This window comes from Gymnodinialimonas sp. JB5-7 (assembly GCF_055693405.1).
The window spans coordinates 1,904,715-1,926,723 of the sequence record NZ_JBVFUX010000012.1; the positions used below are offsets into that span (position 1 = coordinate 1,904,715).

Consider the following 22,009-nt stretch of genomic DNA (forward strand, 5'->3'; position numbering starts at 1 on the left):
TGATGCCATCGTCATGGCATCTGCAAAGGGCAGGCGCGCGACCCGGATGTTGCGGGAAGTCAAACAGCAGGCAATTGCTGCGTCGCGCAGTGTATTCCGCCGCCGACTTCACCTAGCGGGTCGACATTCAGCATGACGATCTCGCGATCCGGGTAGAGGGATTGCAGCGTATCGCGCGCGGCCCGGTCCGCCGCGCGATCCCCGAATTGTGCGGCGATGACGGCGCCGTTGCAGACATAGTAGTTCACATAAGACGCGACGAAATCGTCGTTGGTGATGCGGGTATCCCAGGGATCAGCGATCTCGGTCAGGTGCAGGTCTGCCGCGCGCAGAATACCGCGCGTTTCAAACGCGGAGACACTGAACGGCTCATTCGGATCAACAGCCTCTGGCAGTTGAATGATGGCGTGGCCGGGGGCCACGAAGCGGGCCAAAGCGTCGATATGGTAGTCGGTGATGTCGAGGCCTTCGACCCCGGGTGCCCAAACCATGCGCTCGGCCCCAAGGCTGGCCAGAATGCGCGCCTCGATCTGATCTCGCGAAAGCCCGGGGTTGCGGTTGTCGATCACCCACGAGCTTTCATGCGCGATGACAAGGCCCGCGCCGTCTTGCTCCAAACCGCCAGCTTCGCCGACAACGCCGCTGTCGATCAGGGGCAGGCCCATCCGCTCAGCCACCCGCGCAGCGATCTGGCCGTCGTTGGTGTGGATTTGCTTGCCACCCCAACCGTTGAAATTGAAGCTGAGCACCGCGCGCTCGCCTGCGCCGTTGGTGAGGAAGACCGGACCAGAATCGCGCGCCCAGAGATCCTCGGTCGGGATCTCCCAAATCTCGATATCGCCCGACAAGCGCCGCCCGGCTCCAGCAACGGCCTCAGGCGGCATCAGCAGGATGACAGGCTCAAACTCCGCGATGGTATTGGCAATCTCGGCGATTGTGCCCTGAAGCTGACCCAGGAAATAGCGGTCGGGATGCACATCGCGGCTGACGGGCCATTGCATGAAGGTGGCTTCGTGCCGGGCTTCCTCGGCGGGCATGACCCAGCCTGCGCTTTGTGCGGCGGCCTGCGTGATCCCGGCCGCAAGGCCCGCGCCAATTGCGCCAAGTGTCTGTCGCCGTGTCATTCGCATGTCGCCCTCCACCACCGCGACGGTGCCAGCATTCAGAGATCAGCGCAAGAAAAGCGCCGCCCCGGGATGGAGCGGCGCTTTCAAATTCATCAGCGAGTGAAGGGCTTATTCCTCGGCTGCTGCCTCCTCGGCGGGGGCTTCTGCTTCTGCTGCGCCTTCTTCGGCTTCATCTTCATCGCTACCGCCACCGATGCCTTTGGGCGCGCCGATATTGGCGATCACGAAGTCACGGTCGATCGTGGCCTTCGCGCCGTCGGGCAGCTCAACCGAGCTGATGGTGATCGTATCGCCGATCTCCAGACCCGCGATGTCGATGGTGATCTGCTCAGGGATGTCGCCTGCGGTCACGCGCAGTTCGACTTCCGGGCGCACCATGGTCAGCGTGCCGCCCTTCTTGAGGCCGGGGCAGTTATCCTCACCGATCACCTCAACCGGAATGAAGAGGCTCACCTTCGAGGTGCGGCGCAGGCGCATGAAATCGACATGCGTGGGCAGGTCTTTCACAACGTCGCGCTGCACGTTGCGGCAGATCACGCGGACATCGTCCTGGCCTTCGACCTTGAGGTTGAAGAGCGTCGACAGGAACCGGCCCGCCTTGAGGTTCTTCAGAAGGACGTTGAAGGGGATCTGGATCGGAAGCGGATCGGCGCCGCCCCCATATACGATACCGGGCACTTTACCTTCACGGCGTGCTTGACGAGCGGCCCCCTTGCCTGTCCCCGTCCGTGCCTCAGCGATAAGATCAGGAATCTCACCAGCCATTGCTATTCTCCTAGAATTATGGACCGCCTCCAAGGGTGTCGGTCCGTGAACTGAAGTCGCGCGTATAGGGCAGGTGGCGGGCTTTGAAAAGACCCCTCTTGCGACTCAAATGGGGCCGTGCAACGGCTTGCGGCCATGAATGTTCTGTCCGCCCTTTCCGTGTCCCGCCGTCCGGTGGTCGCCTTCATGATTGTTGGCGTTTTCTGGGGGTCGTTTGCGGCGCAGGTCCCGGTGCTGAAAGCGGGGATTGAGGCGGATGACACGCTCTTTGGGCTGGTCCTTTTGGGGACTTCGCTTGGCCTGATCTCGACCATGTGGCTCGCCCCGATCTTTGACAGGGCATTGGGGCGCAATGCGATGCCGGTGGCCGGGCTGATCTTCGCAGCGTTGGTCTTGGGGCCTTCGCTTGCGCCCGGGCCAATGCTGTTTTTCCTGGCCATGGTCGCCGCTGGCTATGCTTCGGGCATGCTTGGACGTGGTGATGAACGCGCGCGTGTCCGAGCTTGAGGCGCGGCATGGACGATCCCTAATGAACGCAAACCATGCCATGTTTTCCGTGGCTTATGCGATTTCTGCTGTGTGCACCGGGGTGGCGCGCGAAGCCGGGTTCGAGCCAATGCAGATCTTTGGGACGATTGCTGTTCTGATCGTTTTCATGGCCCTGTGGCTGCGCATGGAGGTGGAGCCGATCGACGAAGAGGCCCGCCGCACCAACCGCTTTCCGTGGCCCACCGTCTTGCTGTGTGGCGCGATTGTTCTGGTGGCATTCTTCGTGGAGGCGACGGTTGAGGCCTGGTCGGCCCTGCATATCGAACGCACCTTGGGTGGTCGCGCGGCAGAAGGCGCGTTGGGGCCTGCCGTTTTGGGGCTGACGATGGCAATCGGACGATTCTCTGGCCAGGCTTTGACGGAGCGGTTTAGCGAGCATGCGATCATCATGATCGGGACGGCGATGGCGAGTTGTGGTGCGCTGATTGCTGCCGCCGCGCCGTCACCTTTGATTGCCTATTTTGGCTTTGGCGCCATGGGGTTAGGCATTGCGGCGGTGGGGCCGGTGGGCCTTGCGATCGTGGGTCGGATGGTGCGCCCGGAACACCGCACCGCCGCCGTTGCAAGGGCGGCGGTGATTGGGTTCATGGGCTTTGTTCTGGCGCCATCGCTGATGGGGTTCATCTCGGGTGCGTTTGGATCTGCGGTTGGCCTTTGTTGCGGTGGCGGCGCTTGCGCTCCTCGCGCCGCTCCTCGCGATTTACCTGCGCAGCAATGCGGCGCGCTATTCCCAGGTGTCGTGAAAACCCTTTGGGATCAGGAGGTTGTGGCGGCCCAGATCGGCGACCTGGCGCTCGCCACATAGGCCCATCGAGGTGTCGAGTTCCTTGTGGATGACCTCCAGCGCCTTCGTGACGCCCGCCTGGCCCATCGCGCCGAGACCGTAGACATAGGAGCGCCCGATCATCGTGCCTTTCGCGCCGAGAGCGACTGCCTTCAACACGTCTTGGCCGGAGCGAATGCCGCTATCGAGATGGACCTCCATCTTGTCGCCGACGGCGTCCATGATGCGGGGCAGCATGCGGATCGACGAGAGCGCGCCATCGAGTTGCCGACCGCCGTGATTGGAGACGACAATCGCGTCTGCACCCACGTTAAGTGCTTGTTTTGCATCCTCTTCATCGAGAATACCCTTGAGGATCACGGGGCCGTCCCACCAGCTTCGGAACTCCTTGATCCGTTCCCAATCCAGGCTTTGATCGAAGGCCTGCGCGGTCCATGAACTGAGCGACGCCGGATCGTCGATGCCGTCGATATGGCCCACGATATTGCCGAAGAAGCGCCGCTTGGTGCCCAACATTTCAAGGCCCCAAGGCACTTTCGTCATCATGTTTGCGATGGATTTTGGCGTCAATTTTGGCGGGGCGGAGAGGCCGTTTTTGATATCTTTGTGCCGTTGACCGAGCATTTGCAGGTCGACGGTGATCACCAGCGCGGAGCAATTCGCATCTTTCGCGCGGGCGAAAAGGCGCCGCATGAAGTCGTCATCCTTCAGCGTATATACTTGAAACCAAAAGGGTTTTTGGGTGTGTTCGGCGACATCTTCGATGGAGCAGATCGACATTGTCGAGAGCGTGTAGGGGACGCCGAACCGCTCTGCCGCGCGGGCGGCTTTGATCTCTCCATCGGCGCATTGCATGCCGGTGAGACCCACAGGGGCCAGCGCCACGGGCATCGACACATCCTGACCTAGCATCTGCGTGGCGGTGGAGCGGCCCGCCATATCGCGCGCGATGCGCTGGCGTAGGCGTATCAGGCTGAAATCGCTGACATTTTCGCGAAACGTCTGCTCGGTCCAGCTGCCCGACTCCGCGTAATCGTAGAACATCTTGGGCACGCGGCGTTTGTATATGCGCTTGAGGTCTTCAATCTCGGTGATGACGGGCATTGGCGGGATTCCTCGCGTGTGGTCAACTTTTCTTACCAATCTCGTGGGGCGGAGTCCACTGCAGGTTGCGAAGGGAAAACTGTGCTCAGCTGAGCGCATTTCCGTTCGTATGAGCGGATCTTTCCCGAAAAGTGCGTTCATCTGAGCAGATTTCGGTGCGTTCAGGGGAGCGGATCAGAATGCGTTCAGGTGAACGGAGTTAACGCGGCCTTTCCGAACCTGCCCGAACGGCGCGCATGAGGGGCGATTTGTGCAACACCCGTATCGGCCAGCTTAGACTGTGCGCCCTTAACAACGAAGAGGGTGCGATGAGTTACGAGCCAAGGGAATGGAAATTGCTGGAGCAATCCGGGCGCAACGTGCTGTTGCTTCAGGCCCAGATTGAGGCCCTTTCAAAGATGGTCGCGGGTCTGCTGGAGCTGCATCTGGGATCAAGGGCGCAAGTGGAGCATCTGCACGTGCTCGATCATCTGTGTCGCGATGGGGACGGTATGTCGATCTCTCATCTGGCGCGTGCGCTCAAATGGCCGCGCCCGACCATGTCGCGGGTTGTGAACCGGCTGCTGGTCGAGGGCTGGGTCGAGGCGGCCGTTTTCGACGACGACGCGCGCAAACGCACGATCTGGCTGACTGAGGCCGGGCACCAGCAGAGGGTGCTGCTGTTGGAGCGGGTGGCGATGGAGTTGATGAAAGTGGAGATGCATCTGCGCGCCACCAAGATCGCCAGTCTGCGGGAAGAGGCGGGAGCGATGGTGGAGGTGCTTGATGGGATTGGCAAAAAGCGACGTCGCCGGGCGCGCTGAGGGCGGACTTGCATATAGTACGACATCGCACTAAGTAATGCAACATCGTACTATATTGGAGATTCGCCATGACCCTTTCGCGCCGCAAAACCCTTGCCTTGATCGGTGGGGGCACGATCCTCGCCGCAACGGCTGCTGTTGGATATGACATCACCCGCGTGCCCAATGCGGCTGTCGCGCCCTGGGGGCAGGCCGGGCAATATGCCGACCCGCGCCTTCGTGCGCTGAGTTGGGCGATCCTCGCGCCGAATCCGCACAACAGACAGCCCTGGATGGTGGATGTGTCTCTGCCCGACACGGCGATCCTGTACGTGGACCCGGACCGTTTGCTGCCGCAGACCGACCCGTTTAACCGACAGATCACGGTTGGGCTTGGCTGTTTCCTCGAAATCCTGCGCATGGCCGCGTTGGAGGATGGGTTGGCCGTGACGTTCGACCTGTTTCCCGATGGCAGCGACGCGGCGGGGCTGGACGGACGGCCGGTGGCGATCTGCCATTTCAGCCCAACGGAGGCCGCGCCCGACCCGCTGTTCGCGCAGGTGCCGCACAGACGGTCCAACAAGGAACCGTACGACACGGCGCGCCCGGTTCCGACCGATGCTCTGCAACGGATTGCGCGCGCGCCCATGCACTTTCCCATGGGCTTCACCAATGACATGGCCCGTGTCGAGCAAATGCGCGATCAATCCCTGCGCGCGCTGCGGGTGGAGTTCGCCACCGAGCGGACGTTGCGCGAGTCGGTCGATCTGTTCCGCATCGGCCATCGCGAGGTGAATGCGAACCCGGACGGGATCGATTTCAGCGGGCCGATGTTTGAAACCTTGCGGGTGACGGGCCTGTTCTCCCGCGAGGCGTCGATGGACATGGAAGGGTTCGTGGGTCAGCAGGCGGATGCGGCTTTTGCGGAAAATATGCTGAGTGCGATGGCGCATTTGTGGCAGGTGACGCCGGACAATAGCCGCGAGACGCAGATCCGCGCGGGCCAGGATTGGGTGCGCATCAATCTGGCTGCGACGGCGAAGGGGCTTGGCCTGCAACCGCTGAGCCAGGCGTTGCAGGAATTCCCCGAGATGGCCGCGCTTTACGATGAGGTGCATGGTGATCTGGCGCCCGACGGCGGGACCGTGCAAATGTGGGCGCGCGTGGGGTATGGGCCGGAGGTGGGCGAAAGCCCGCGCTGGCCGCTGGAGGAGAAGATTGTCGGATAGCGACGGGGCAGGCGAAGGGCCGGGGCTGTATTTCCGGCTGTTCAACGAGATCGGGATTATCGAGCAACTCAGCCGCGCCGCGTTCGAGGCGCGGTTGCCTGATGGCGTGCTGGTGTCGCATTTCAGCGTGCTCAATCACATGATGCGCTTGGGAGACGGGAAAACGCCGCTGTCGCTGTCGAGCGCGTTTCAGGTGCCCAAGACGACGATGAGCCATACGCTGATGTTGCTGGAGAAGCGGGGCTGGATCGAGATGCGGCCCAACCCCGAGGACAAGCGGTCGAAGCTGGTCTGGATGACGGAGGCGGGGCGTGCGTTCTGGCAGCAGGCGATCGGGTCGCTGGGGGGTGAGATGGGCTGGCTGGCGGAGGTGTTTTCGCCAGAGGAGGCGGCCGCGTTGATGCCGGGGCTGGAAAAGCTGCGCAAGCTGCTGGACGCGCGGCGGGGTTAGGCGGCGGGCTCCAAGGCGTGCTGTTCGGCGTGCTGGTAGGCCATGGACAGGGCTGTGGCGGTGAGGACGGCACCGAAAAGGTTCAACACGGCGATCACCACGCCGACCGCGTGGTAGGGCCAAGTTCCACTGACATACCAATCCGTTTGCAGCAAATTGACCTCTGCCACGACGACGAAAAGAAACGATGAGTGCCAGAAAACAGGATTGGCCCCACGACAAGCCGTCCCATCGTTTGAAAATATGCTGTCCTCGCGCGCGAAATGGCCGCTCGTAGCGATGTCCCACCTCTTACGGACGCGGCGGGTAGGATGGTGCCTGATTGCTGGAAGGTAAATGACCATAATGAGGCCCGCTGCAAACAGCGCCGAGAAAATGACTGATCAACTCAGAGCCATATGTTGGATCGGTAGCAGTGGTCGCGATGCTGACACTTGTCCCAACGATAAACACGGGAAGGAAAACAGCCAAAAAGTAGAAAACAAACCGCCAGGTTGGAACGGATTTCGCCGCTTCTGGATTCTGTGGGTGTCACCAAAGATGGAATGATCTTCCTTCAGCAGGAACGAGCGGTGAGAGAGGAGCGCGATGAAGGAAAGCGCAACGACGAAGGTGTACAGAGAGAAGAGCGAATTGTTCGAGTATGCAAAAGCAAATTCGGTCAAGGCCAGCGAAAAGCGAAAAACACAAGGAGCCGCGAATAGGCAAACTTGAGCGCAATCAGATACATGCGCTTTCAGGCCCGGTGTGCGCCGTCCGCGAGGGATTTCACGAAGGCCAGCACCTCATCGACCGGTTTGCCAGCCGCGATCTCGGACACAATCGCCGAGCCCACGACGCAGCCGTCGGCGACCGACGCGATGGCCTCGCTGCTTTCGGGGGTGCGGATGCCGAAGCCTACGATGACGGGCAGGTCGGTCTTGGCCTTGATGCGAGCGACCTCGGGGGCGACATCTCCGGCCTCGGCCGCGGCGGCGCCGGTGATGCCGGTGATCGAGACATAGTAGACGAAGCCGGAGGTGTTGGTCAGGACCGCCGGAAGGCGGGCATCGTCGGTGGTGGGGGTGGCGAGGCGGATGAAGTTGAGGCCCGCATTCTGCGCGGGGATGCAGAGTTCGTCATCCTCCTCGGGCGGGAGATCCACGACGATGAGGCCGTCGATCCCGGCCTCCCGCGCGTCGGCCAGGAAGGCGTCCACACCACGCGAATAGATCGGGTTGTAATAGCCCATCAGCACGATGGGGGTGGTGTTATCGCCCGCGCGGAAATCGCGGACCATTTGCAGCGTCTTCTCAAGCGTCATGCCGCCTTCGAGGGCGCGCTGGCCGGCGAGCTGGATCGTGGCGCCGTCGGCCATGGGGTCGGTGAAGGGCAGGCCCAACTCGATGATGTCGACGCCCGCGTCGGGCAGGCCGCGCATCACTTGCAGGGCGGTGTCGTAGTCCGGATCACCGGCCATGATATAGGAGACGAAGGCTTTGGTGCCCGAGGCTTGCAGGCGGGCAAAGGTGTCGTCGATGCGGGTCATGGGGCGGGCTCCGAATGTGTCTTCGGCCCCGTTTGCGCGAAGGGCGGGCGGAAATCAAGCAGGGGGAAATGGGCGGCGCTTTTCCCGACAGGTCTGGACCCAATGCGGCCGCGCGCCCATGTAAGCGTCATGAACTACATCCTTGCCATATTGCTGCCGCCGCTTTCGATCTTTTTGGCCGGGCGCGTGATCCTTGGGATTGTGATCGCGCCAATCTGGCTGTTGGCGATCATCTTTTCGGGCGGGCTGACCCACCCGATGTTTGTCCTGCTGGCGTGGTTCGTGATCTTTGAGCGCCGCAATGCGGGGTTGCGCGACTAGGGGTGGCTTTGGCTGCTTGCCAAGCCCCGTCGATCGGTTGCACGTAACGCCCATGCAGATTGCCGGACGATCAGACGCCCCTTGGGACCGCCTCTTTGTGTTTCATTTCCTGTCGGCGGAACGCGATGACTGGATTGGCGACCGTCTGTCGGCGTTGCTGTCGAGAGAGGCGGACAGTGCCGGGGTGCGTGCCCATGATGTGCAATGGTCTGCGAAAGCGGGCCGGTGCGAGATTGCGGGCCGGTTCCTTGACCCCGAAACGGCAGGCGCTCTTCTGGAGGCATGGAACGCACCGGAGGGCGATGCAGCGTTCATGTGTTACACGCCCAACCATGGGATTGCGACGGTCAGTGGTGGGCAAATGGACTGGTTTGGCCTGATCTGTTTCCAGTGTTCCAACGCGGGAATTGGCGGCGCGGAGGCGACCCTCCACCCACCCGTGCCGAACCGGCAGTTGCCGGACGGGGCGGGCTTGGAGGATCACCTGCTTGCCCATTTGCCCGAGCGACCGTTCGCCCTGCGCAGCTAAGGCGTTGCCGTCAGCCGCCAGAAGCGGAGAGGCAGCGCGATCGCGGCCACCGCCAGACCCAGCATATAGCCCAACCAGACCCCCACGGCCCCGTAGTCCAACACGAAGCCGAGCAGGTAGCCCGCCGGAAGGGCCACGGGCCAGTAAGCGATCAGCGTCACCACGGACGGCCATGTATTGTCGGACATGCCACGCAGGGCGCCCAAGGCCACATCCTGAATGCCGCCGGAGACCTGTAGAAGGGCTATGATCAGGAACAGCAGCGTCGCAAGCTCAACCACCGCCGGATCGTCCGACATCGTCATCGCGAGCAGGCGCCCGCCGAAGATGAAGACCAGAGCGGCCAGGATCTGCCATACCGTGACCAGCGCAAAGGACGCTTTGAGGATGGGCCTGAGCCGTGCCGTGCGCGCACTGCCCACAGCCTGACCCACCCGGATCGAGGCCGCACCGGCCATGCCAAGAGGGATCATGTAGGCAACGCCCGCCAGCGCATTGACGATCTGGTGGGCGGCCAGCGCCTCGGCCCCCAGCCAGCCCATCATGATGCCGACGATGGCGTAGGCCCCGCCCTCACCGGCATAGCCCAGGCAAAGCGGCAGGCCTTGCTTGAGCTGCTCGGTCACATCGGCCCACGCCACGGCGACGCGCTGGCGGTAGGGGGCCATGGAAGGCGCCTTCCACAAGACCAAAGCGCCCGCCAGAAGCGAGCAGCTTTGCGACAGGATCGAGGCCAGCCCGGCCCCGAGCAGTCCCCATTCGAAGATATGGATGAAGGTGTAGTTGGCCGGCACGTTCACGACCACGCCGATATAGCTGAGGCCGACGGCGACCCATGGACGCTCCACCGCGTCAAACAGCGATTTCAGCCCGAAGAAGACCGTGAACGGAATGATCCAGACGGCCATCGACACCCAGTAGGGCAAGAGGATGGCCAGAACCTCAGGCGGTTGGCCGAGTGGGCCGAGAAGTGGGTAGAGCGCCAGCATGATCAGGGTGGATGCGGCGCCGCCGAGGGCGCACAGCCACAGACCGGACCGCAGGGCCTTTGCGACACGGACCGGGTCCTGGGCGCCGTCGCCCTGGCTGATTTGCACGGAGATCACGGTGATCAGACCCCAGAGCGCGGAAATCAGGATGATCAGCACCGCCGTGGTGATGCCCGCAGCCGCCAGCGGCACGGTGCCAAGTGGCGAGATCATCGCGGTATCCACAACGCCGATCAGCAAGGCAGCGGCGAGGCCTGCCATGAGCGGTACTGCGAGTTTGATAAGGGGCCAGAATTCGGCGCGCGTCGCACCTTGGGGGGCAAGAGTTTGGTCAGTCATGGGTCACCTGCCGGGACGATCCGGCGCAGGGATTGCGGGACGTGCCGGTCAAGGCAGGGGCGCAATCCTTTGATTTTCAACGGCTCAGATGGCTGACGGGTGTGCCGTGTGCCATCGGGAGGGGCTTAGGCCCGCGTTGGGTGATCCATGGTGAAAGTCCTTTGGGACGAAGCGTGTGCAGGCGATGTGTAGGGGATTTCGGCTGCGAGAGTCGAGAGGTGATAGGCTTGGGCTGCGGGCCTGTGTCCATTTGCTGACACCGGCAGGCCCACTGTGAGCGAAGCGGGAGCGGAAAAGGGGCTATTGCAGCACGGCGATTGAGGCGTACGCTTTGGTGCAGGCAAGGGGAGGCATAAGGCGACACATGGGCAGACGCGTTTCCGTTTCGAAAGGGCAGAGAACAAAGGTCTTTCGGCATTTTTCAAGCTCCGTTCCCAGCACGATTAATTTTGAGGCGGTTGCCGACGGTCCTGTCGGCGGCGTGGTCGAGGTGGATCGCTGGCACTGGTTCAGCTGGAAGACGGAGACGCACCCTTTGGCGGCGCACAACGCCATCGAGAAGGGATTTGCCGATGCGGACTTTGTGATCCATGTCACGCCAGACGTGGATTGCGACATCGTCTTTGGGCGCAAGACGGGCGGTGGTGCGCTGAACGCGATCCTGCTTGTGGCGGTTGTGATCGTGGCAATTGCCTTTGTCTTGATCGCCCTGACCGCGCCGCCGCCCGGCGGTTGAGCCGGATGTGCGACTTTTTCGTTGCCAGTTAACATTCTGTAAACGCGCATGAAATATGTTAAACTTTGCGCAATTGCTTGGGGTCGATCAGATGACGTCGGACTACCTTGAAATTCAAGATGACCAGCTGCGGCGTGCGGCGGCGGCGTTGGAGGCGGCCAATTTCGGCGTGTGGGAGTTTGAGCCGAAGAGTGGGCGCGCCTTCTGGGATGGCCGGGTGCGGGAATTGTGGGGCGCGTCACCCGATCAGGAGATCGACTATGATTTCGTCATCTCAAAAGTGCATGCCGACGACCGGGAATTGCATGACGCTGAGACCGCGCGGGCGCTTGATCCCGACGGCACGGGCGAGATGGATATGGAATACCGCCTGATTGCACGTGGGGATTTGCCGGAGACCTGGCTTCGCGCCAAAGCGCGGACGTTGTTCGAAAACGGCGAGGCGGTGCGCCTGGTCGGCACTGTGGAAGACATCACCGTACGCAAGCGCGCCGAGTTGCGAAATTATGTCTTGCTGCGGGAGTTGGAGCATCGGCTGAAGAACACCTTGGCCCTTGTCGCGTCGGTGATCCATCTGTCGAGGGACCACTATCAGTCCGTCGAGGCATTCTCGGACATGTTGATGGGGCGCATTCATGCGCTGGCGCAGGCGCAGGAATTGCTGCGGTCCAATGATTGGCAGGATGTTTGGCTGTCGCAGATCTGTTCGAGCGTGTTGCAGACCGTGTTGGGCGAGACGCGTCGGATCGAGACGCGGTGGGACAAGGATATTCAGATCCCTGAGCAATATGTGCAGACCTCCGCCATGGCGATTTATGAGCTTGCCACGAACTCCATCAAATACGGTGCGCTGAGTGTCGCGGAGGGAACGGTTGTGCTTTCAGGCCAGGATGATGGCACCGTGCGCCGCTTCGAATGGCGTGAACGCGGCGGCCCCTTGGTGGACGAAGGGGCATTCGAGGCAAATGGATTTGGCAGCTTGCTGTTGGGCACGATCTGGCCGCGCGAGTTGAACGGGACCTCCACCTATAAGGGTGAGGCGGATGGCGCGGTCTTCGCGCTGACATTGGACGGAGTAACACCATGACCTCAGACCGGTCAGGGATATTGGTTGTCGAAGACCAGATGTTGCAGGCGATCCATTTGTCGATGTCGTTGGAGCGTGAGGGATATGAGCCGATGGGCCCATGTTCCAGCGTCGATGAGGCATTGGACATGCTGGACACTGCGACACCGGCGGCGGCCTTGCTGGACATCAATCTGGGCGCGGGCACGACGAGTGAGCCGATTGCCGCCGAACTGGCGCGGCGCAAGGTGCCCTTTGCGTTTCTGACGGCCTATAGCCGGGATATCCCCATTGTTGAGAGTTTCCCGGACGCGATTTTCGAGGACAAGCCTGTCAACGACCTGAAGCTACGTCAGCTTTTGGGTGATCTGATGGCGCCCGCCGGCTAGCCGAGCAAGTTACTCTGCCGCGATGCGATCCGGGCGCGGGATGTGGCCGTCGCGGGTTTGCGGAGTTTTGATCCCCAAGGCCGCGCCTGCCACCTGCGTGCGCAAGATCTGCGCCGTGCCGCCGCCGATCGTGAACATGCGCACGTCGCGGTACATCCGCTCCAACGGTTCGGCATCGGAATAGCCGCGGGCACCGAACATCTGGAGCGCCGTGTTCACCACCTGAATTGCGATCTCGGACGCGAAGAGCTTTGCGCGGGCGGCTTTCGCCATGTCGGGGAAGGGGTCTGAGCTGCGCGCGGCCTCATGGAGCAGCAGGCGGGCGGCGTGGATCTGGATATCGGCGTCGGCGATCATCCATTGCAGGCCCTGGAATTCGGCAAGGGGGCGGCCGAATTGCTGACGCTCCCGCAGGTAATCCTTGGCCCGGTCGAGTGCGCCGGCTGCCACACCCATGGCAATGGTGCCCGCGCCGACGCGCTGGGAATTGTAGGCGTTCATCAGATCGGCAAAGCCACGGGCGAGGCCCGAGGGCGGCTGGAGGAGCCATTTCGCATGAACTTCGAGGTCTTTGAACTGAAGCGTCGCCTCGGGCATGCCGCATAGGCCCATCGTGTGTTCGCGGCCCTCGACATTGAAGCCCGGCGGCGGGCTTTCCGGGTCGGCGTAGACGATGAAGCCGCCAATGCCCTGTTCAGCACCCCGTTCGTCGAGCACACGCGCGAAGATCAGGTGCAGTTTCGAGACACCGCCGCCGGTGATCCAATGCTTTGTGCCGTTGAGGATATAGCTGTCGCCTTGCTTGCGGGCGGTGGTCTGCATCTCGGTCGCGGCTGATCCGGCCTCAGGCTCTGTTATGCAGATGGCGGGTTTGTCGCCGTCCAGCACGATGGGCGCGCAGAAGGCTTTCTGTTCGTGGGTCCCGTAGGCCATGACGGCGGAGATGCCGCCCATATTCGCCTCCACCACGATGCGGGCGGTGAGCGTGCAGGCGCGCGCGATTTCTTCGACCACTTCCGTGACAGTGAGGTAATCCGCGCCTTGGCCGCCATATTCGGTGGGGATCGTCATGCCCATCAGCCCGGCCTCGGTCAGGTCCTGCACATTGGGCCAGGGATAGCTGCGGGTCTTGTCCCAATGGGCCGCGCGGTCGGCGAATTTGGGGGCCAGCGCTTGGGCTTTGGCAACGAGGGGGTGGGTCATGGGTGCCTCACGGTGCTGTGATGGGTTGACCATAGGGAAGCTGTGGTTCAAATCCATGGAATAAGATTGGATGTGAAGTTCAGGGAAGTTGGATTTGCAGACGCGGGCCCTACGGACATTGGTGAAGGTGGCGCAGGTGGGCAGCTTCATCGGCGCAGCCGAGCAGTTGGGCATGACGCTGAGCGCGCTGTCGATGCAGATGAAGGCGCTGGAAGCGGAATTGGGGGTGGAGCTGTTCGACCGTTCGGTCCGGCCGCCACGGTTGACACCTTTGGGCCGGTCGGTGGTGGACGAGGCCGAGGGCGTTCTGGCAGGGCGAGGACCGGTTGTGGGAGGTCGTGCGACCGGGCGGCGATCTGGTTGGGGCCTACAAGCTGGGCTTCGTGACCACGGCGGCGGTGCGGCTCCTGCCGGGGTTCCTGAAGGCGGCGCGGGGCGGGCGGGCGACCTTTTCCGTGGAGACGGGGCTGTCGGCAGTCATTCAGGAAAAGGTCCTGACCGGGCAGTTGGACGCGGGCGTGGTGACAAATGCGGACGGGTTGCCTGACGGGCTTTCCGCGCGACTGCTGCGGCGGGAGCCGTTTGTGTTTGCCGTGCATCGCGATGTGGCGGACGACATGAAGGGCCAGACCTTCTTTCACTTCATGCCCGGCACGGGGATCGGAAAGCTGATCGCGGGCGCGATGGGAGAGCCTGCGGATGTGGTGGTTCTGGATAACCTTGAGGCGATCATGGAATGCGTCTGCGCGGGGTTGGGCTACACGCTGATGCCGGTGCCGGATGTGGAGCGGTACCTGACCGACCACGTTGTCATGCTGCCGGGACCGGAGGGCTTGCAGCGGCGGCTGGAGCTGGTGGTGCGCAAGGGAGCGCGCTGGCGCGGCGGGAAGCGGCCTTAGCGGCGTTGTTCGGGGTGCTTGCGGCGGAGAACGCCGCGCCGTAGAAGGCTGCGAATTCTCGGAAAAGGACGCGGGCGATGGGCTTCAAGATGGGCATTGTGGGCTTGCCGAATGTGGGCAAATCCACCCTCTTCAACGCGCTGACCAAGACGGCGGCGGCGCAGGCGGCGAACTTTCCGTTCTGCACGATCGAGCCCAATGTCGGTGATGTGGCCGTGCCCGATGCGCGGCTGGATACGCTGGCGGAGTTGGCGCAATCGAAGTCCATCGTGCCGACACGGATGACCTTTGTGGATATTGCGGGCCTCGTGAAAGGCGCGAGCAAGGGCGAGGGGCTGGGCAACCAGTTTCTGGCGAACATCCGCGAGACGGACGCGATTGCCCATGTGCTGCGTTGTTTCGAGGATGGCGATGTGACCCACGTGGATGGCCGCGTGGACCCGGTGGCTGATGCTGAGACCATCGAGACGGAGCTGATGCTGGCCGATCTGGAGAGCATCGAGAAGCGATTGCAGAACATCATCCGCAAGGTGCGCGGCGGCGATAAGGAGGCGGTGCAGGCGCAACGTCTGATGGAGGTCGCCAAGGCGGCGTTGGAGAACGGCCAGCCCGCACGCACCGTTGAGGTCGACGCCGAAGACGCGAAGGCGTGGAAGATGTTGCAGCTTCTGACGGCGAAGCCGGTGCTGTATGTCTGCAATGTCGAGGAGGAGAATGCCGGGACGGGAATTCTCAGTCTGCGCGCGTGGCCGAGATGGCGGCGGCGCAGGGGAACTCCCATGTCGTGATCTCCGCCAAGATCGAGGAAGAGATCGCGCAGCTTGAGGCCGACGAGGCGCAGATGTTCCTTGAAGAGTTGGGGCTGGAAGAGGCCGGTTTGGACCGGTTGATCCGCGCGGGCTACGCCCTGTTGAACCTGCAGACCTACTTCACCGTGGGCCCCAAGGAGGCACGCGCCTGGACGATCAAGGAGGGCACGCTGGCGCCGCAGGCGGCGGGCGTGATCCACGGTGATTTCGAGAAGGGCTTCATTCGGGCGGAGACGATTGCGTACGATGATTTCGTGTCTCTGGGTGGCGAGAATGCTGCGAAAGAGGCGGGCAAGATGCGGGCCGAGGGCAAGGGATATGTGGTGAAGGACGGGGATGTCCTGCATATTCTGCACAGCGGCTGAACGAAAAGCCCCGGCACAGGACCGGGGCTTTTGCGGAGTGATGGCGGCGATTTACCGACCGAAGGCCGTCACAACCGCCTGGGATCCAGGGTTCACGATGGTCTGATACTGGAACCGGATCTGGTCGATGTTGCGGACCGGTCCGCGCAGGTTGAACCAGCCGGTGCAGTTGCCGGGCCGTACGATGCGGCGCACGCCGAGGTCCTGGCTGCCACCAAGGGCAAAGCTCACATCGACATCACCGAAATGAACGGCGCGGTTGGCGACGCAGAAGCGCACCTCGCGGAAGAGGGCGGGGCCGGGGACGGAGATCACGTCGACGTCCGAAGTGTCGGCGGCAACGCGGGCGCCGAGGAATGTGTTGGCCGAGGCCGGCACGGTGGAGGCGGCGAGGCCAGCCAGCACGACGAGGGAGAGGACCTTGGGGTTCAGGGCTTTGAGGGTCAGTTTCATAAGTCTATTCCTTTGGGTTTTAAGTTTGGATCTTCAAAAGTGTTGGTGTCTGAAATGCTGTAGACATGAGGTATCACGGGGGCTGGCGGGATTTCCGTCGCCCTTTGTGTGATTTTCTTGGGGAATTTCTTCTAAGCCGCTGAAAAAGAACGCAAAGAAAGTGCAGTTTTATGCGACAGGTGCGCTGCCGACCTGCTGGTGCACCTCGATCACATTGCCCTCTGGGTCGTGAAAGAAGACCTGATGCCATTCGGCGGAGAAGGCGGTGCCGTAGTCGGAATAGGGAATGCCGCGCGCGTCGAGCATGGCGAGGAAAGCGGGCAGATCGTCGGTGCGGAAGGCGATATGCCCACGCTCGATCGGGTTGATGACCTGGCCGTTGTGGAAGGCGATGTTCAAGTCACGCTCGGCCAGGTGCATCTGCATCGCGCCGTCTGTGGCGAAACGGATCGGGCCGTTAAAGCCTTTGCCATCCTTCGCCTCGGTCCTCGGGAACTGACTGGCGGGCATATCGTCGAGACCCAGGACCTGCGTGTAGAAGGTGTGCATCCGGTCGACATCATCGGAGACGAAGTTGATGTGGTGGAATTCGAGTTTCATTTGGCGCGGTTCCCATCGGATTGTTGTCGCCATCCTGCGGGTTCCGCGCCAAATGTCACGTAGGGATCAAGCCGCCATCGTCTCGGCCAGCTTGTCGAAGGCCTGCATCCAGCCGCCTTCGCCGGGCGAGCCTGCGGGGACGCCGATGTGGCGCATGACCATGCGGGTGCCGGTGCCGTCCTCCGATAGCTCCACGTGCACTTCGGTCATCTCGGGCGTGCCGTCGGGCATGCCCATGGCGGCGGGGGAGAGGATGGTGCCGTCGGCGTCGCACATCGCCTCGGTATAGACGAGGCGGGTCTTTGGCGTGACCTCAGTATAGTTCGCCGGTGAAATACATCGTCATGGAGCGGTCGGGGCGGTCCATCTGCATAGTCACCCGCCGGGTACCGCCGACCGTCACGTCCATTTGGGCCTCGGGCACCGACATGCCCATGGGGCCATACCATTGCATGAAGAGGTCAGCCTCGGTCCAGAAGCGCCAGACCATGTCGAGGGGGGCGTCGAAGTGGCGCTCGATGCGCACGAAGCCTGCGAGTTCAGTCATTGTCTTGGTCCTTCATGTTGGAAAGGGCGGTGTCGAGCGCATCAAAGCGTGCGCTCCAGATATGGCGGTATTGCTCGGTCCAGTCGGCGATCTGCTGAAGGGGAGCAGCATTCAGCGTGCAGGGCCGGAATTGCGCGTTTTGAGAGCGCTCGATCAGGCCCGCCTTTTGCAGCACGCGGATATGCTGAGAGATCGCGGGCAGGCTCATGTCAAAGGGTTCCGCGATGTCGTTGACCGTCGCGGGGCCGGTGGCAAGCCGCGCGAGGATGGCGCGACGCGTTGGGTTGGCCAGGGCGGAGAGGGTGGCGTCGAGTTGGTTATCGGGGGTCATAATGTCTTTTATTAAGTGAGTCGCTTAATTAAGCAATATCTTAATTAAGCGGGCGTGATCCTTTGTATCATGCTTCCTGAATTGCCAAGGGCTTGGAATTGCAGTCAGGTGCGCGTCTGCCCGACTGTGCCGGGCGAGGAAGGATATCCATGAGCGCCTCTTCCGAAGACACGCCCGCAGGCTTTGGCTATGCGGTTGGTGCTTACGTCCTGTGGGGCGGGCTGCCGCTTGTACCTCAAGGCGTTGGAGCATTTGCCCGCCGCAGAGGTCGTGGCGCACCGGGTGGTGTGGTCGCTGCCGTTGATCGGGTTGCTGATCTGGGTGACGGGGCGGACGGCGGATCTGAAGGCCGCGTTTCGGTCGCCCGAAGCTTTTGGCCATGGCCACGCTGACGAGCGTGTTCATCTCGATCAACTGGGGCGTCTATGTCTGGGCGATTGCCAATGAGCGCGCGTTGGACGGAGCGCTGGGCTATTACATCAACCCGCTTTTCCTTGTGTTCCTCGGGGCGGTGTTGCTGGGCGAAAAGTTGAGCGCTTTGAAGTGGGCGGCCGTGGCCCTGGCGGCGGTTGCAGTTGTGGTTCTGACCGTGGCGCAGGGCAGCCTGCCGTGGCCCGCGCTGGCGCTGATGTTGAGCTGGGGCGGCTATGCGTTCTGCAAGCGGCGCTTGCCGATTGGTCCGAACCAGGGGTTCTTTCTGGAGGTCGCGATCCTGAGCGTGCCGGCCTTGGCCTATCTGGTCTGGCTGGGCGGCGATGGCGCGTTTCTGGGGGAGGCGCGCGATACGTGGCTACTGATGTGCGCGGGTGTGGTGACGGCGGTGCCGCTGATCCTGTACGTCAACGGCGCGAAGCTTTTGCGGCTGAGCACCATCGGCATCCTGCAATACATCGCGCCCACGCTGATCATGCTGGTGGCTTTGTTCGTGTTTGGGGAGCCCTTCGGCACGGCCCGCGCAATTGCGTTTCCGATGATCTGGGGCGCGCTGGCGCTCTATTCGGTGGCGCTGATCCGGGAAGCGCGGGCCTGACGGATTGAGACTTGTCATCCTTGATTGGCACTTATAGACGGATCGGCGGAGACGTGGCCGAGTGGTCGAAGGCGCTCCCCTGCTAAGGGAGTAGGCGGGAAACCGTCTCGAGGGTTCGAATCCCTTCGTCTCCGCCATTTTTCTCAAGATCGCTATCGCACAACATACTGATAGTGGGGTGAATTCGGCGTCTTCGCGCTAATGGCGGTGTTCGGTCCGCTTGATTTGCTGCACATTTTGCTACACAATTTGCTGCACAAACGCGGAGGGCTTCCGCCATGAGCATCGTAAAAAGAGGCCGCCTCTACCATCTCCGCCGCCGCGTCCCGCGCCGGTATCGCGAAGTCGAGCCGCGCGAAACGGTCTGGATTAGCCTGCATACCGATTCCGAGATGGTCGCCCATAGCAAGGCGGATCGCGCGTGGTCTCAGATGGTTGAGGCTTGGGAAGCGCGTTTGGCCGGGAACAGTGAAGATGCCGAGGCGCGCTATGAAACTGCCCGCGACCTCGCCCGGGCACGAGGCTTTCGCTATCTGGACGCGGGGAATGTGGCCAAACTGCCGGTCGAGGATGTTGTCGCACGCGTCGAGGCCATTCCGGCCCCGCAAACCAGCCCGACCCCGTCGAGGCCGCCGCTCTTCTCGGCACTGTTCCTGAACCCCGCATCACGGTCACCAAGGCGCTCGATCTCTACTGGACGCTGGCGCGCGAAAAGACATTTGGCAAAAGCGAGGACCAACTGCGCCGTTGGGAGGCCCTCGCAAAAAGCCATCAAGAATTTCGTTGCCATCGTCGGGGACAAGGACCTTTCCAATATCACCCGCGACGATATGCTGGACTTCCGCCAGCACTGGCTAGACCGCATCGAGGCGGACGAGGTCACGGCGAACTCGGCCAACAAGGACCTGATCCATCTCGGCGATGTGTTGAAGACTGTGAACACGATGAAGCGGCTTGGGCTGTCGCTGCCCTTGGGTGAGTTGTCCTTCAAGGAGGGCGAGAAGCAGACGCGCCCGCCGTTCAGCGAGGGGTGGATCAGGACACGCCTGCTCGGCCCGGGTGCACTGGACGGGCTGAACGATCAGGCGCGCGGTATTCTTCTCGGGATGGTCAACACCGGTTACCGCCCATCCGAGGGGGCGCGTTGACGGCAGACACGATTAAGCTGGACTGTGACGTGCCGCATATCTCGATCGAAGCCGATGGCCGACAGTTGAAGTCGCACTTCGCCCGGCGCGTGATTCCGTTGACCGGTGTGTCGCTTGAGGCCTTCAAGCAATACCCCGAGGGCTTCCCCGCTACCGCAACCGCGCCACATTGAGCGCGGTCGTGAACAAGTTCCTGCGCACGAATGGTCTGCTCGAAACGCCCCGTCACTCCTTCTATTCGCTGCGGCATGCCTTCGAGGATCGGATGCTTGCCGCCGGGATCGACGACCGGATCAGGCGCGACCTTTTCGGTCATCGGCTTGACCGGGAACGGTATGGCAAGGGCGCTTCACTGGAACATGTCGCCGAACTCGTCGCTCGCATCGCTTTCTGAGCCAGCAGCGTCCGCGCCCTGCGTTGCGCTTCTGACATCCTGCTCTCCTCCTTCGCGGTTGCGGCTAATTCCGCCTCCAACCGCTCGAAGATCGGCGCGAAGGTAGGGTCTTCTGCGACCAGCGCAGCCACCTTCACCAATGCCGCCTCGATCCGCGCGGCATCGACCGACTGGGTCGGATTGGCACAGGATCTTCGAGAGGACAGCGGCGTCTTCATGCCTATCAGCATGGAGCCATCGAGGGGCGCTGTGCAGGGGCGACAGGCGTTGGTCGCAATGCGGCCAGCAGCGGCGCGCAAATCGGACGGTTGGCCTCCTCAAGCGCCCCACTCCTGGCGGCTGCTCACAGGCGCAGTAAATGGGCGCGCCGGGGTGGTCAAATCGATCGCATGGCAGGCGCTCCGAGCCCATCAGGATGTATCGCAAGATAAAGAGGCTGGCACGGTGGCGTGCCAAGTTGTTGTTGTCGTTTATGTATTTGCGTGCCTGCTCGAAGCCCGCAGTGCCAGAAAATCCAGCAACTATCTGAAATGGAGAGCAAATCTCAGTGCCAGTGAATTACTTCTCTCGGAGTGCTGTGGCGCATTTTATTGCATGAAGCCAATAGCTTAGTGTGGCATCCTGCCGCATGGATCCTAGTGCTGCGGCGCAAAAAGCCTATTCTCAACAGATGCTTGCACGCCAAATGCAGCACCTCTTTTATCTTGCGCTCCGTTGATGAGCCTGTTTCCAGGCCGCGTCTCGCCGAAGCAACTCAATGAAAGCTTGCCTGAAAACTGGTCGCGGTCAGCGACACATGTGCGTCTAGCGGCGGGCGTAACTCGAACGCTTTGGGAGTTCGCGCGAAGTTCCAGAGACGGAACAAACACCACTCTTCGCGCCGGTCTTCTGCCATGGCAAGCTCATTGCGCGAGATATGGAATGGCGTTCGCTCCCACCCGTTCGTGGTCTTGACCTCGATCAGACGCTGCCGCCCGTCCGCATCGAAACTGGCAATATCATAGCCCGCGCCATCCCCGTCTTCTTCCGAGACCCAACGGATTTGCTGCGCAAGATCTTTCCGCCCCGCTGCAGTCAGAGTGTCGCGTTCGTGTTTCAAAACGCGCTCTTCTCCAGCCTTGCCGAGGGCGCGGTTGCGATCTTGCTGTGCGGCCACGTCGAACTTTCGGGCGATGTGGAGCATCTGCTCGAGCTCTCATCGGGCGGGGCTGGTTGGTCAGAGTCGGTGCAGGCCCGACCCAGAGTTGCGCCGCCTCTGCCATGCCTTCCATCGGCCGGGAAGAAGGTGTGCGATGCGCCCAGTCTGAGTTCATCGCCAACTAGCGTGCGACGGCGTCGATCAAGCTTGACTGGAAGTTGAACGCGGGCTTGTACCCGGTGATCCAGACCCTCACCGAGCCCCTTGAGCACGGCACTGATGTTCTGATTCTTGAATTCAACCGACCCTTCCGAACGGTTGTTAAGGGAGCGGCAGAAGCTGCCGCCGATGTGCAGCTTTGTTGTGAGGACGACCCGCCACATCGTTAGCCAGCATCGCGAAAT

The 22,009-nt window shown here is 62.0% G+C and carries 23 protein-coding genes, 1 tRNA gene and 5 pseudogenes; 16 read left to right on the plus strand and 13 right to left on the minus strand.

Annotated elements, in window-relative coordinates:
- Window positions 1-59: 59 nt before the first annotated feature.
- Entirely contained in the window at window positions 60-1,124 is a 1,065-nt protein-coding gene (locus ACZ1HK_RS18175) for an agmatine deiminase family protein (protein ID WP_472629873.1), read from the minus strand.
- A 111-nt stretch (window positions 1,125-1,235) separates the two neighbouring features.
- Window positions 1,236-1,892 (minus strand): 50S ribosomal protein L25/general stress protein Ctc, encoded by a 657-nt coding sequence (locus tag ACZ1HK_RS18180; protein WP_472629874.1) that lies wholly within the window; start codon window positions 1,890-1,892, stop codon window positions 1,236-1,238.
- Window positions 1,893-2,027: 135 nt separating this feature from the next.
- On the opposite strand from ACZ1HK_RS18180, the gene ACZ1HK_RS18185 reads away from it, so the two are divergent.
- Both ACZ1HK_RS18185 and ACZ1HK_RS18190 read left to right on the plus strand, forming a co-directional pair.
- Window positions 2,028-2,399 (plus strand): hypothetical protein, encoded by a 372-nt coding sequence (locus ACZ1HK_RS18185; protein ID WP_472629875.1) that lies wholly within the window; start codon window positions 2,028-2,030, stop codon window positions 2,397-2,399.
- Window positions 2,374-3,246 (plus strand): MFS transporter, encoded by an 873-nt coding sequence (locus ACZ1HK_RS18190; RefSeq protein ID WP_472629876.1) that lies wholly within the window; start codon window positions 2,374-2,376, stop codon window positions 3,244-3,246. The genes ACZ1HK_RS18185 and ACZ1HK_RS18190 overlap by 26 nt, the downstream gene beginning before the upstream one ends.
- On the opposite strand, the gene ACZ1HK_RS18195 is transcribed toward ACZ1HK_RS18190, so the two are convergent.
- Window positions 3,166-4,329 (minus strand): alpha-hydroxy acid oxidase, encoded by a 1,164-nt coding sequence (locus ACZ1HK_RS18195; RefSeq protein ID WP_472629877.1) that lies wholly within the window; start codon window positions 4,327-4,329, stop codon window positions 3,166-3,168. The two genes, ACZ1HK_RS18190 and ACZ1HK_RS18195, sit on opposite strands and share 81 nt — an antisense overlap.
- 308 nt (window positions 4,330-4,637) lie before the next feature.
- Between ACZ1HK_RS18195 and ACZ1HK_RS18200 the strand changes: the two genes are divergently transcribed.
- From ACZ1HK_RS18200 to ACZ1HK_RS18210, 3 genes are all read left to right on the plus strand, one after another.
- A complete protein-coding gene (locus ACZ1HK_RS18200) occupies window positions 4,638-5,132 on the plus strand; it encodes a MarR family winged helix-turn-helix transcriptional regulator (protein WP_472629878.1) in 495 nt (164 codons plus the stop codon).
- Window positions 5,133-5,200: 68 nt separating this feature from the next.
- On the plus strand, window positions 5,201-6,340 hold the full coding sequence (locus ACZ1HK_RS18205; protein ID WP_472629879.1) for an Acg family FMN-binding oxidoreductase: 1,140 nt from the start codon (window positions 5,201-5,203) through the stop codon (window positions 6,338-6,340).
- Complete coding sequence (locus ACZ1HK_RS18210) at window positions 6,330-6,791, plus strand: MarR family winged helix-turn-helix transcriptional regulator (RefSeq protein WP_472629880.1); 462 nt, start codon at window positions 6,330-6,332, stop codon at window positions 6,789-6,791. The genes ACZ1HK_RS18205 and ACZ1HK_RS18210 overlap by 11 nt, the downstream gene beginning before the upstream one ends.
- Here the strand turns inward: ACZ1HK_RS18210 and ACZ1HK_RS18215 are convergent.
- Together ACZ1HK_RS18215 and trpA are read right to left on the minus strand one after the other, a co-directional pair.
- Window positions 6,788-6,946: a hypothetical protein gene (locus ACZ1HK_RS18215; RefSeq protein ID WP_472629881.1), complete on the minus strand. Its 159-nt coding sequence runs from the start codon at window positions 6,944-6,946 to the stop codon at window positions 6,788-6,790. The two genes, ACZ1HK_RS18210 and ACZ1HK_RS18215, sit on opposite strands and share 4 nt — an antisense overlap.
- 581 nt (window positions 6,947-7,527) lie before the next feature.
- Complete coding sequence (trpA, locus tag ACZ1HK_RS18220; RefSeq protein ID WP_472629882.1) at window positions 7,528-8,319, minus strand: tryptophan synthase subunit alpha; 792 nt, start codon at window positions 8,317-8,319, stop codon at window positions 7,528-7,530.
- 129 nt (window positions 8,320-8,448) lie between these two features.
- Between trpA and ACZ1HK_RS18225 the strand changes: the two genes are divergently transcribed.
- Together ACZ1HK_RS18225 and ACZ1HK_RS18230 are read left to right on the plus strand one after the other, a co-directional pair.
- Entirely contained in the window at window positions 8,449-8,640 is a 192-nt protein-coding gene (locus ACZ1HK_RS18225; protein ID WP_472630874.1) for a hypothetical protein, read from the plus strand.
- A gap of 16 nt (window positions 8,641-8,656) precedes the next feature.
- Complete coding sequence (locus ACZ1HK_RS18230) at window positions 8,657-9,169, plus strand: hypothetical protein (protein WP_472629883.1); 513 nt, start codon at window positions 8,657-8,659, stop codon at window positions 9,167-9,169.
- Here ACZ1HK_RS18230 and ACZ1HK_RS18235 read toward each other — a convergent pair.
- Window positions 9,166-10,497, minus strand: coding sequence for an MATE family efflux transporter (locus ACZ1HK_RS18235; RefSeq protein ID WP_472629884.1), 1,332 nt, complete (start codon window positions 10,495-10,497; stop codon window positions 9,166-9,168). The two genes, ACZ1HK_RS18230 and ACZ1HK_RS18235, sit on opposite strands and share 4 nt — an antisense overlap.
- 364 nt (window positions 10,498-10,861) lie before the next feature.
- Here ACZ1HK_RS18235 and ACZ1HK_RS18240 point away from each other — a divergent pair, with 364 nt between their 5' ends.
- The 3 genes from ACZ1HK_RS18240 (at window position 10,862) to ACZ1HK_RS18250 (ending at window position 12,688) form a co-directional block, all read left to right on the plus strand.
- Complete coding sequence (locus ACZ1HK_RS18240) at window positions 10,862-11,233, plus strand: hypothetical protein (protein ID WP_472629885.1); 372 nt, start codon at window positions 10,862-10,864, stop codon at window positions 11,231-11,233.
- A 91-nt stretch (window positions 11,234-11,324) separates the two neighbouring features.
- The gene (locus ACZ1HK_RS18245) at window positions 11,325-12,320 is read left to right on the plus strand and encodes a sensor histidine kinase (RefSeq protein ID WP_472629886.1); all 996 of its coding nucleotides are present in this window, start codon (window positions 11,325-11,327) and stop codon (window positions 12,318-12,320) included.
- Window positions 12,317-12,688 carry a response regulator gene (locus ACZ1HK_RS18250; RefSeq protein ID WP_472629887.1) on the plus strand — a complete coding sequence of 124 codons (372 nt, stop codon included), beginning with the start codon at window positions 12,317-12,319 and terminating at the stop codon, window positions 12,686-12,688. Before ACZ1HK_RS18245 ends, ACZ1HK_RS18250 begins: the two co-directional genes overlap by 4 nt.
- A gap of 9 nt (window positions 12,689-12,697) precedes the next feature.
- Here ACZ1HK_RS18250 and acdA read toward each other — a convergent pair whose 3' ends face one another.
- A complete protein-coding gene (gene acdA / locus ACZ1HK_RS18255; protein WP_472629888.1) occupies window positions 12,698-13,891 on the minus strand; it encodes a 3-sulfinopropanoyl-CoA desulfinase in 1,194 nt (397 codons plus the stop codon).
- A 94-nt stretch (window positions 13,892-13,985) separates the two neighbouring features.
- On the opposite strand from acdA, the pseudogene ACZ1HK_RS18260 reads away from it, so the two are divergent.
- The 3 genes and pseudogenes from ACZ1HK_RS18260 to ychF form a co-directional block, all read left to right on the plus strand.
- Window positions 13,986-14,159, plus strand: a pseudogene (locus tag ACZ1HK_RS18260) (helix-turn-helix domain-containing protein); the annotation flags it as partial.
- Between the two features lie 58 nt (window positions 14,160-14,217).
- Entirely contained in the window at window positions 14,218-14,790 is a 573-nt protein-coding gene (locus ACZ1HK_RS18265; protein WP_472629889.1) for a LysR family transcriptional regulator substrate-binding protein, read from the plus strand.
- A 77-nt stretch (window positions 14,791-14,867) separates the two neighbouring features.
- Window positions 14,868-15,964 (plus strand): annotated as a pseudogene (ychF, locus tag ACZ1HK_RS18270) (redox-regulated ATPase YchF).
- Between the two features lie 51 nt (window positions 15,965-16,015).
- Here ychF and ACZ1HK_RS18275 read toward each other — a convergent pair.
- The 5 genes from ACZ1HK_RS18275 to ACZ1HK_RS18295 form a co-directional block, all read right to left on the minus strand.
- A complete protein-coding gene (locus tag ACZ1HK_RS18275; protein ID WP_472629890.1) occupies window positions 16,016-16,417 on the minus strand; it encodes a hypothetical protein in 402 nt (133 codons plus the stop codon).
- Window positions 16,418-16,585: 168 nt separating this feature from the next.
- Window positions 16,586-17,017: a VOC family protein gene (locus ACZ1HK_RS18280; protein ID WP_472629891.1), complete on the minus strand. Its 432-nt coding sequence runs from the start codon at window positions 17,015-17,017 to the stop codon at window positions 16,586-16,588.
- Window positions 17,018-17,083: 66 nt separating this feature from the next.
- Entirely contained in the window at window positions 17,084-17,293 is a 210-nt protein-coding gene (locus ACZ1HK_RS18285) for an SRPBCC domain-containing protein (RefSeq protein ID WP_472629892.1), read from the minus strand.
- Window positions 17,294-17,330: 37 nt separating this feature from the next.
- Window positions 17,331-17,564: an SRPBCC domain-containing protein gene (locus tag ACZ1HK_RS18290; protein ID WP_472629893.1), complete on the minus strand. Its 234-nt coding sequence runs from the start codon at window positions 17,562-17,564 to the stop codon at window positions 17,331-17,333.
- The gene (locus ACZ1HK_RS18295; protein ID WP_472629894.1) at window positions 17,557-17,895 is read right to left on the minus strand and encodes an ArsR/SmtB family transcription factor; all 339 of its coding nucleotides are present in this window, start codon (window positions 17,893-17,895) and stop codon (window positions 17,557-17,559) included. Before ACZ1HK_RS18295 ends, ACZ1HK_RS18290 begins: the two co-directional genes overlap by 8 nt.
- 149 nt (window positions 17,896-18,044) lie before the next feature.
- On the opposite strand from ACZ1HK_RS18295, the pseudogene rarD reads away from it, so the two are divergent.
- From rarD to ACZ1HK_RS18310, 3 genes and pseudogenes are all read left to right on the plus strand, one after another.
- Window positions 18,045-18,925 (plus strand): annotated as a pseudogene (gene rarD, locus ACZ1HK_RS18300) (EamA family transporter RarD).
- 47 nt (window positions 18,926-18,972) lie between these two features.
- Window positions 18,973-19,062: transfer RNA gene (locus tag ACZ1HK_RS18305), tRNA-Ser, on the plus strand.
- Window positions 19,063-19,203: 141 nt separating this feature from the next.
- Window positions 19,204-20,467, plus strand: a pseudogene (locus ACZ1HK_RS18310) (DUF6538 domain-containing protein).
- Window positions 20,468-21,221: 754 nt separating this feature from the next.
- Here ACZ1HK_RS18310 and ACZ1HK_RS18315 read toward each other — a convergent pair.
- A pseudogene (locus ACZ1HK_RS18315) lies at window positions 21,222-22,001 on the minus strand (protein NO VEIN domain-containing protein).
- Between the last annotated feature and the right edge of the window lie 8 nt (window positions 22,002-22,009).

Coding starts and splice junctions, on each gene's coding strand:
- ACZ1HK_RS18180 (WP_472629874.1), bottom strand. CDS start 1,892: ATGGCTGGTGAGATTCCTGATCTTATCGCTGAGGCACGGACGGGGACA.
- ACZ1HK_RS18290 (WP_472629893.1), bottom strand. CDS start 17,564: ATGACTGAACTCGCAGGCTTCGTGCGCATCGAGCGCCACTTCGACGCC.
- ACZ1HK_RS18280 (WP_472629891.1), bottom strand. CDS start 17,017: ATGAAACTCGAATTCCACCACATCAACTTCGTCTCCGATGATGTCGAC.
- ACZ1HK_RS18285 (WP_472629892.1), bottom strand. CDS start 17,293: ATGTGCGACGCCGACGGCACCATCCTCTCCCCCGCCGCCATGGGCATG.
- ACZ1HK_RS18235 (WP_472629884.1), bottom strand. CDS start 10,497: ATGACTGACCAAACTCTTGCCCCCCAAGGTGCGACGCGCGCCGAATTC.
- ACZ1HK_RS18240 (WP_472629885.1), top strand. CDS start 10,862: ATGGGCAGACGCGTTTCCGTTTCGAAAGGGCAGAGAACAAAGGTCTTT.
- ACZ1HK_RS18190 (WP_472629876.1), top strand. CDS start 2,374: ATGAACGCGCGCGTGTCCGAGCTTGAGGCGCGGCATGGACGATCCCTA.
- ACZ1HK_RS18295 (WP_472629894.1), bottom strand. CDS start 17,895: ATGACCCCCGATAACCAACTCGACGCCACCCTCTCCGCCCTGGCCAAC.
- ACZ1HK_RS18200 (WP_472629878.1), top strand. CDS start 4,638: ATGAGTTACGAGCCAAGGGAATGGAAATTGCTGGAGCAATCCGGGCGC.
- ACZ1HK_RS18205 (WP_472629879.1), top strand. CDS start 5,201: ATGACCCTTTCGCGCCGCAAAACCCTTGCCTTGATCGGTGGGGGCACG.
- ACZ1HK_RS18250 (WP_472629887.1), top strand. CDS start 12,317: ATGACCTCAGACCGGTCAGGGATATTGGTTGTCGAAGACCAGATGTTG.
- ACZ1HK_RS18225 (WP_472630874.1), top strand. CDS start 8,449: ATGAACTACATCCTTGCCATATTGCTGCCGCCGCTTTCGATCTTTTTG.
- ACZ1HK_RS18195 (WP_472629877.1), bottom strand. CDS start 4,329: ATGCCCGTCATCACCGAGATTGAAGACCTCAAGCGCATATACAAACGC.
- acdA (WP_472629888.1), bottom strand. CDS start 13,891: ATGACCCACCCCCTCGTTGCCAAAGCCCAAGCGCTGGCCCCCAAATTC.
- ACZ1HK_RS18275 (WP_472629890.1), bottom strand. CDS start 16,417: ATGAAACTGACCCTCAAAGCCCTGAACCCCAAGGTCCTCTCCCTCGTC.
- ACZ1HK_RS18185 (WP_472629875.1), top strand. CDS start 2,028: ATGAATGTTCTGTCCGCCCTTTCCGTGTCCCGCCGTCCGGTGGTCGCC.
- ACZ1HK_RS18175 (WP_472629873.1), bottom strand. CDS start 1,124: ATGACACGGCGACAGACACTTGGCGCAATTGGCGCGGGCCTTGCGGCC.
- ACZ1HK_RS18245 (WP_472629886.1), top strand. CDS start 11,325: ATGACGTCGGACTACCTTGAAATTCAAGATGACCAGCTGCGGCGTGCG.
- trpA (WP_472629882.1), bottom strand. CDS start 8,319: ATGACCCGCATCGACGACACCTTTGCCCGCCTGCAAGCCTCGGGCACC.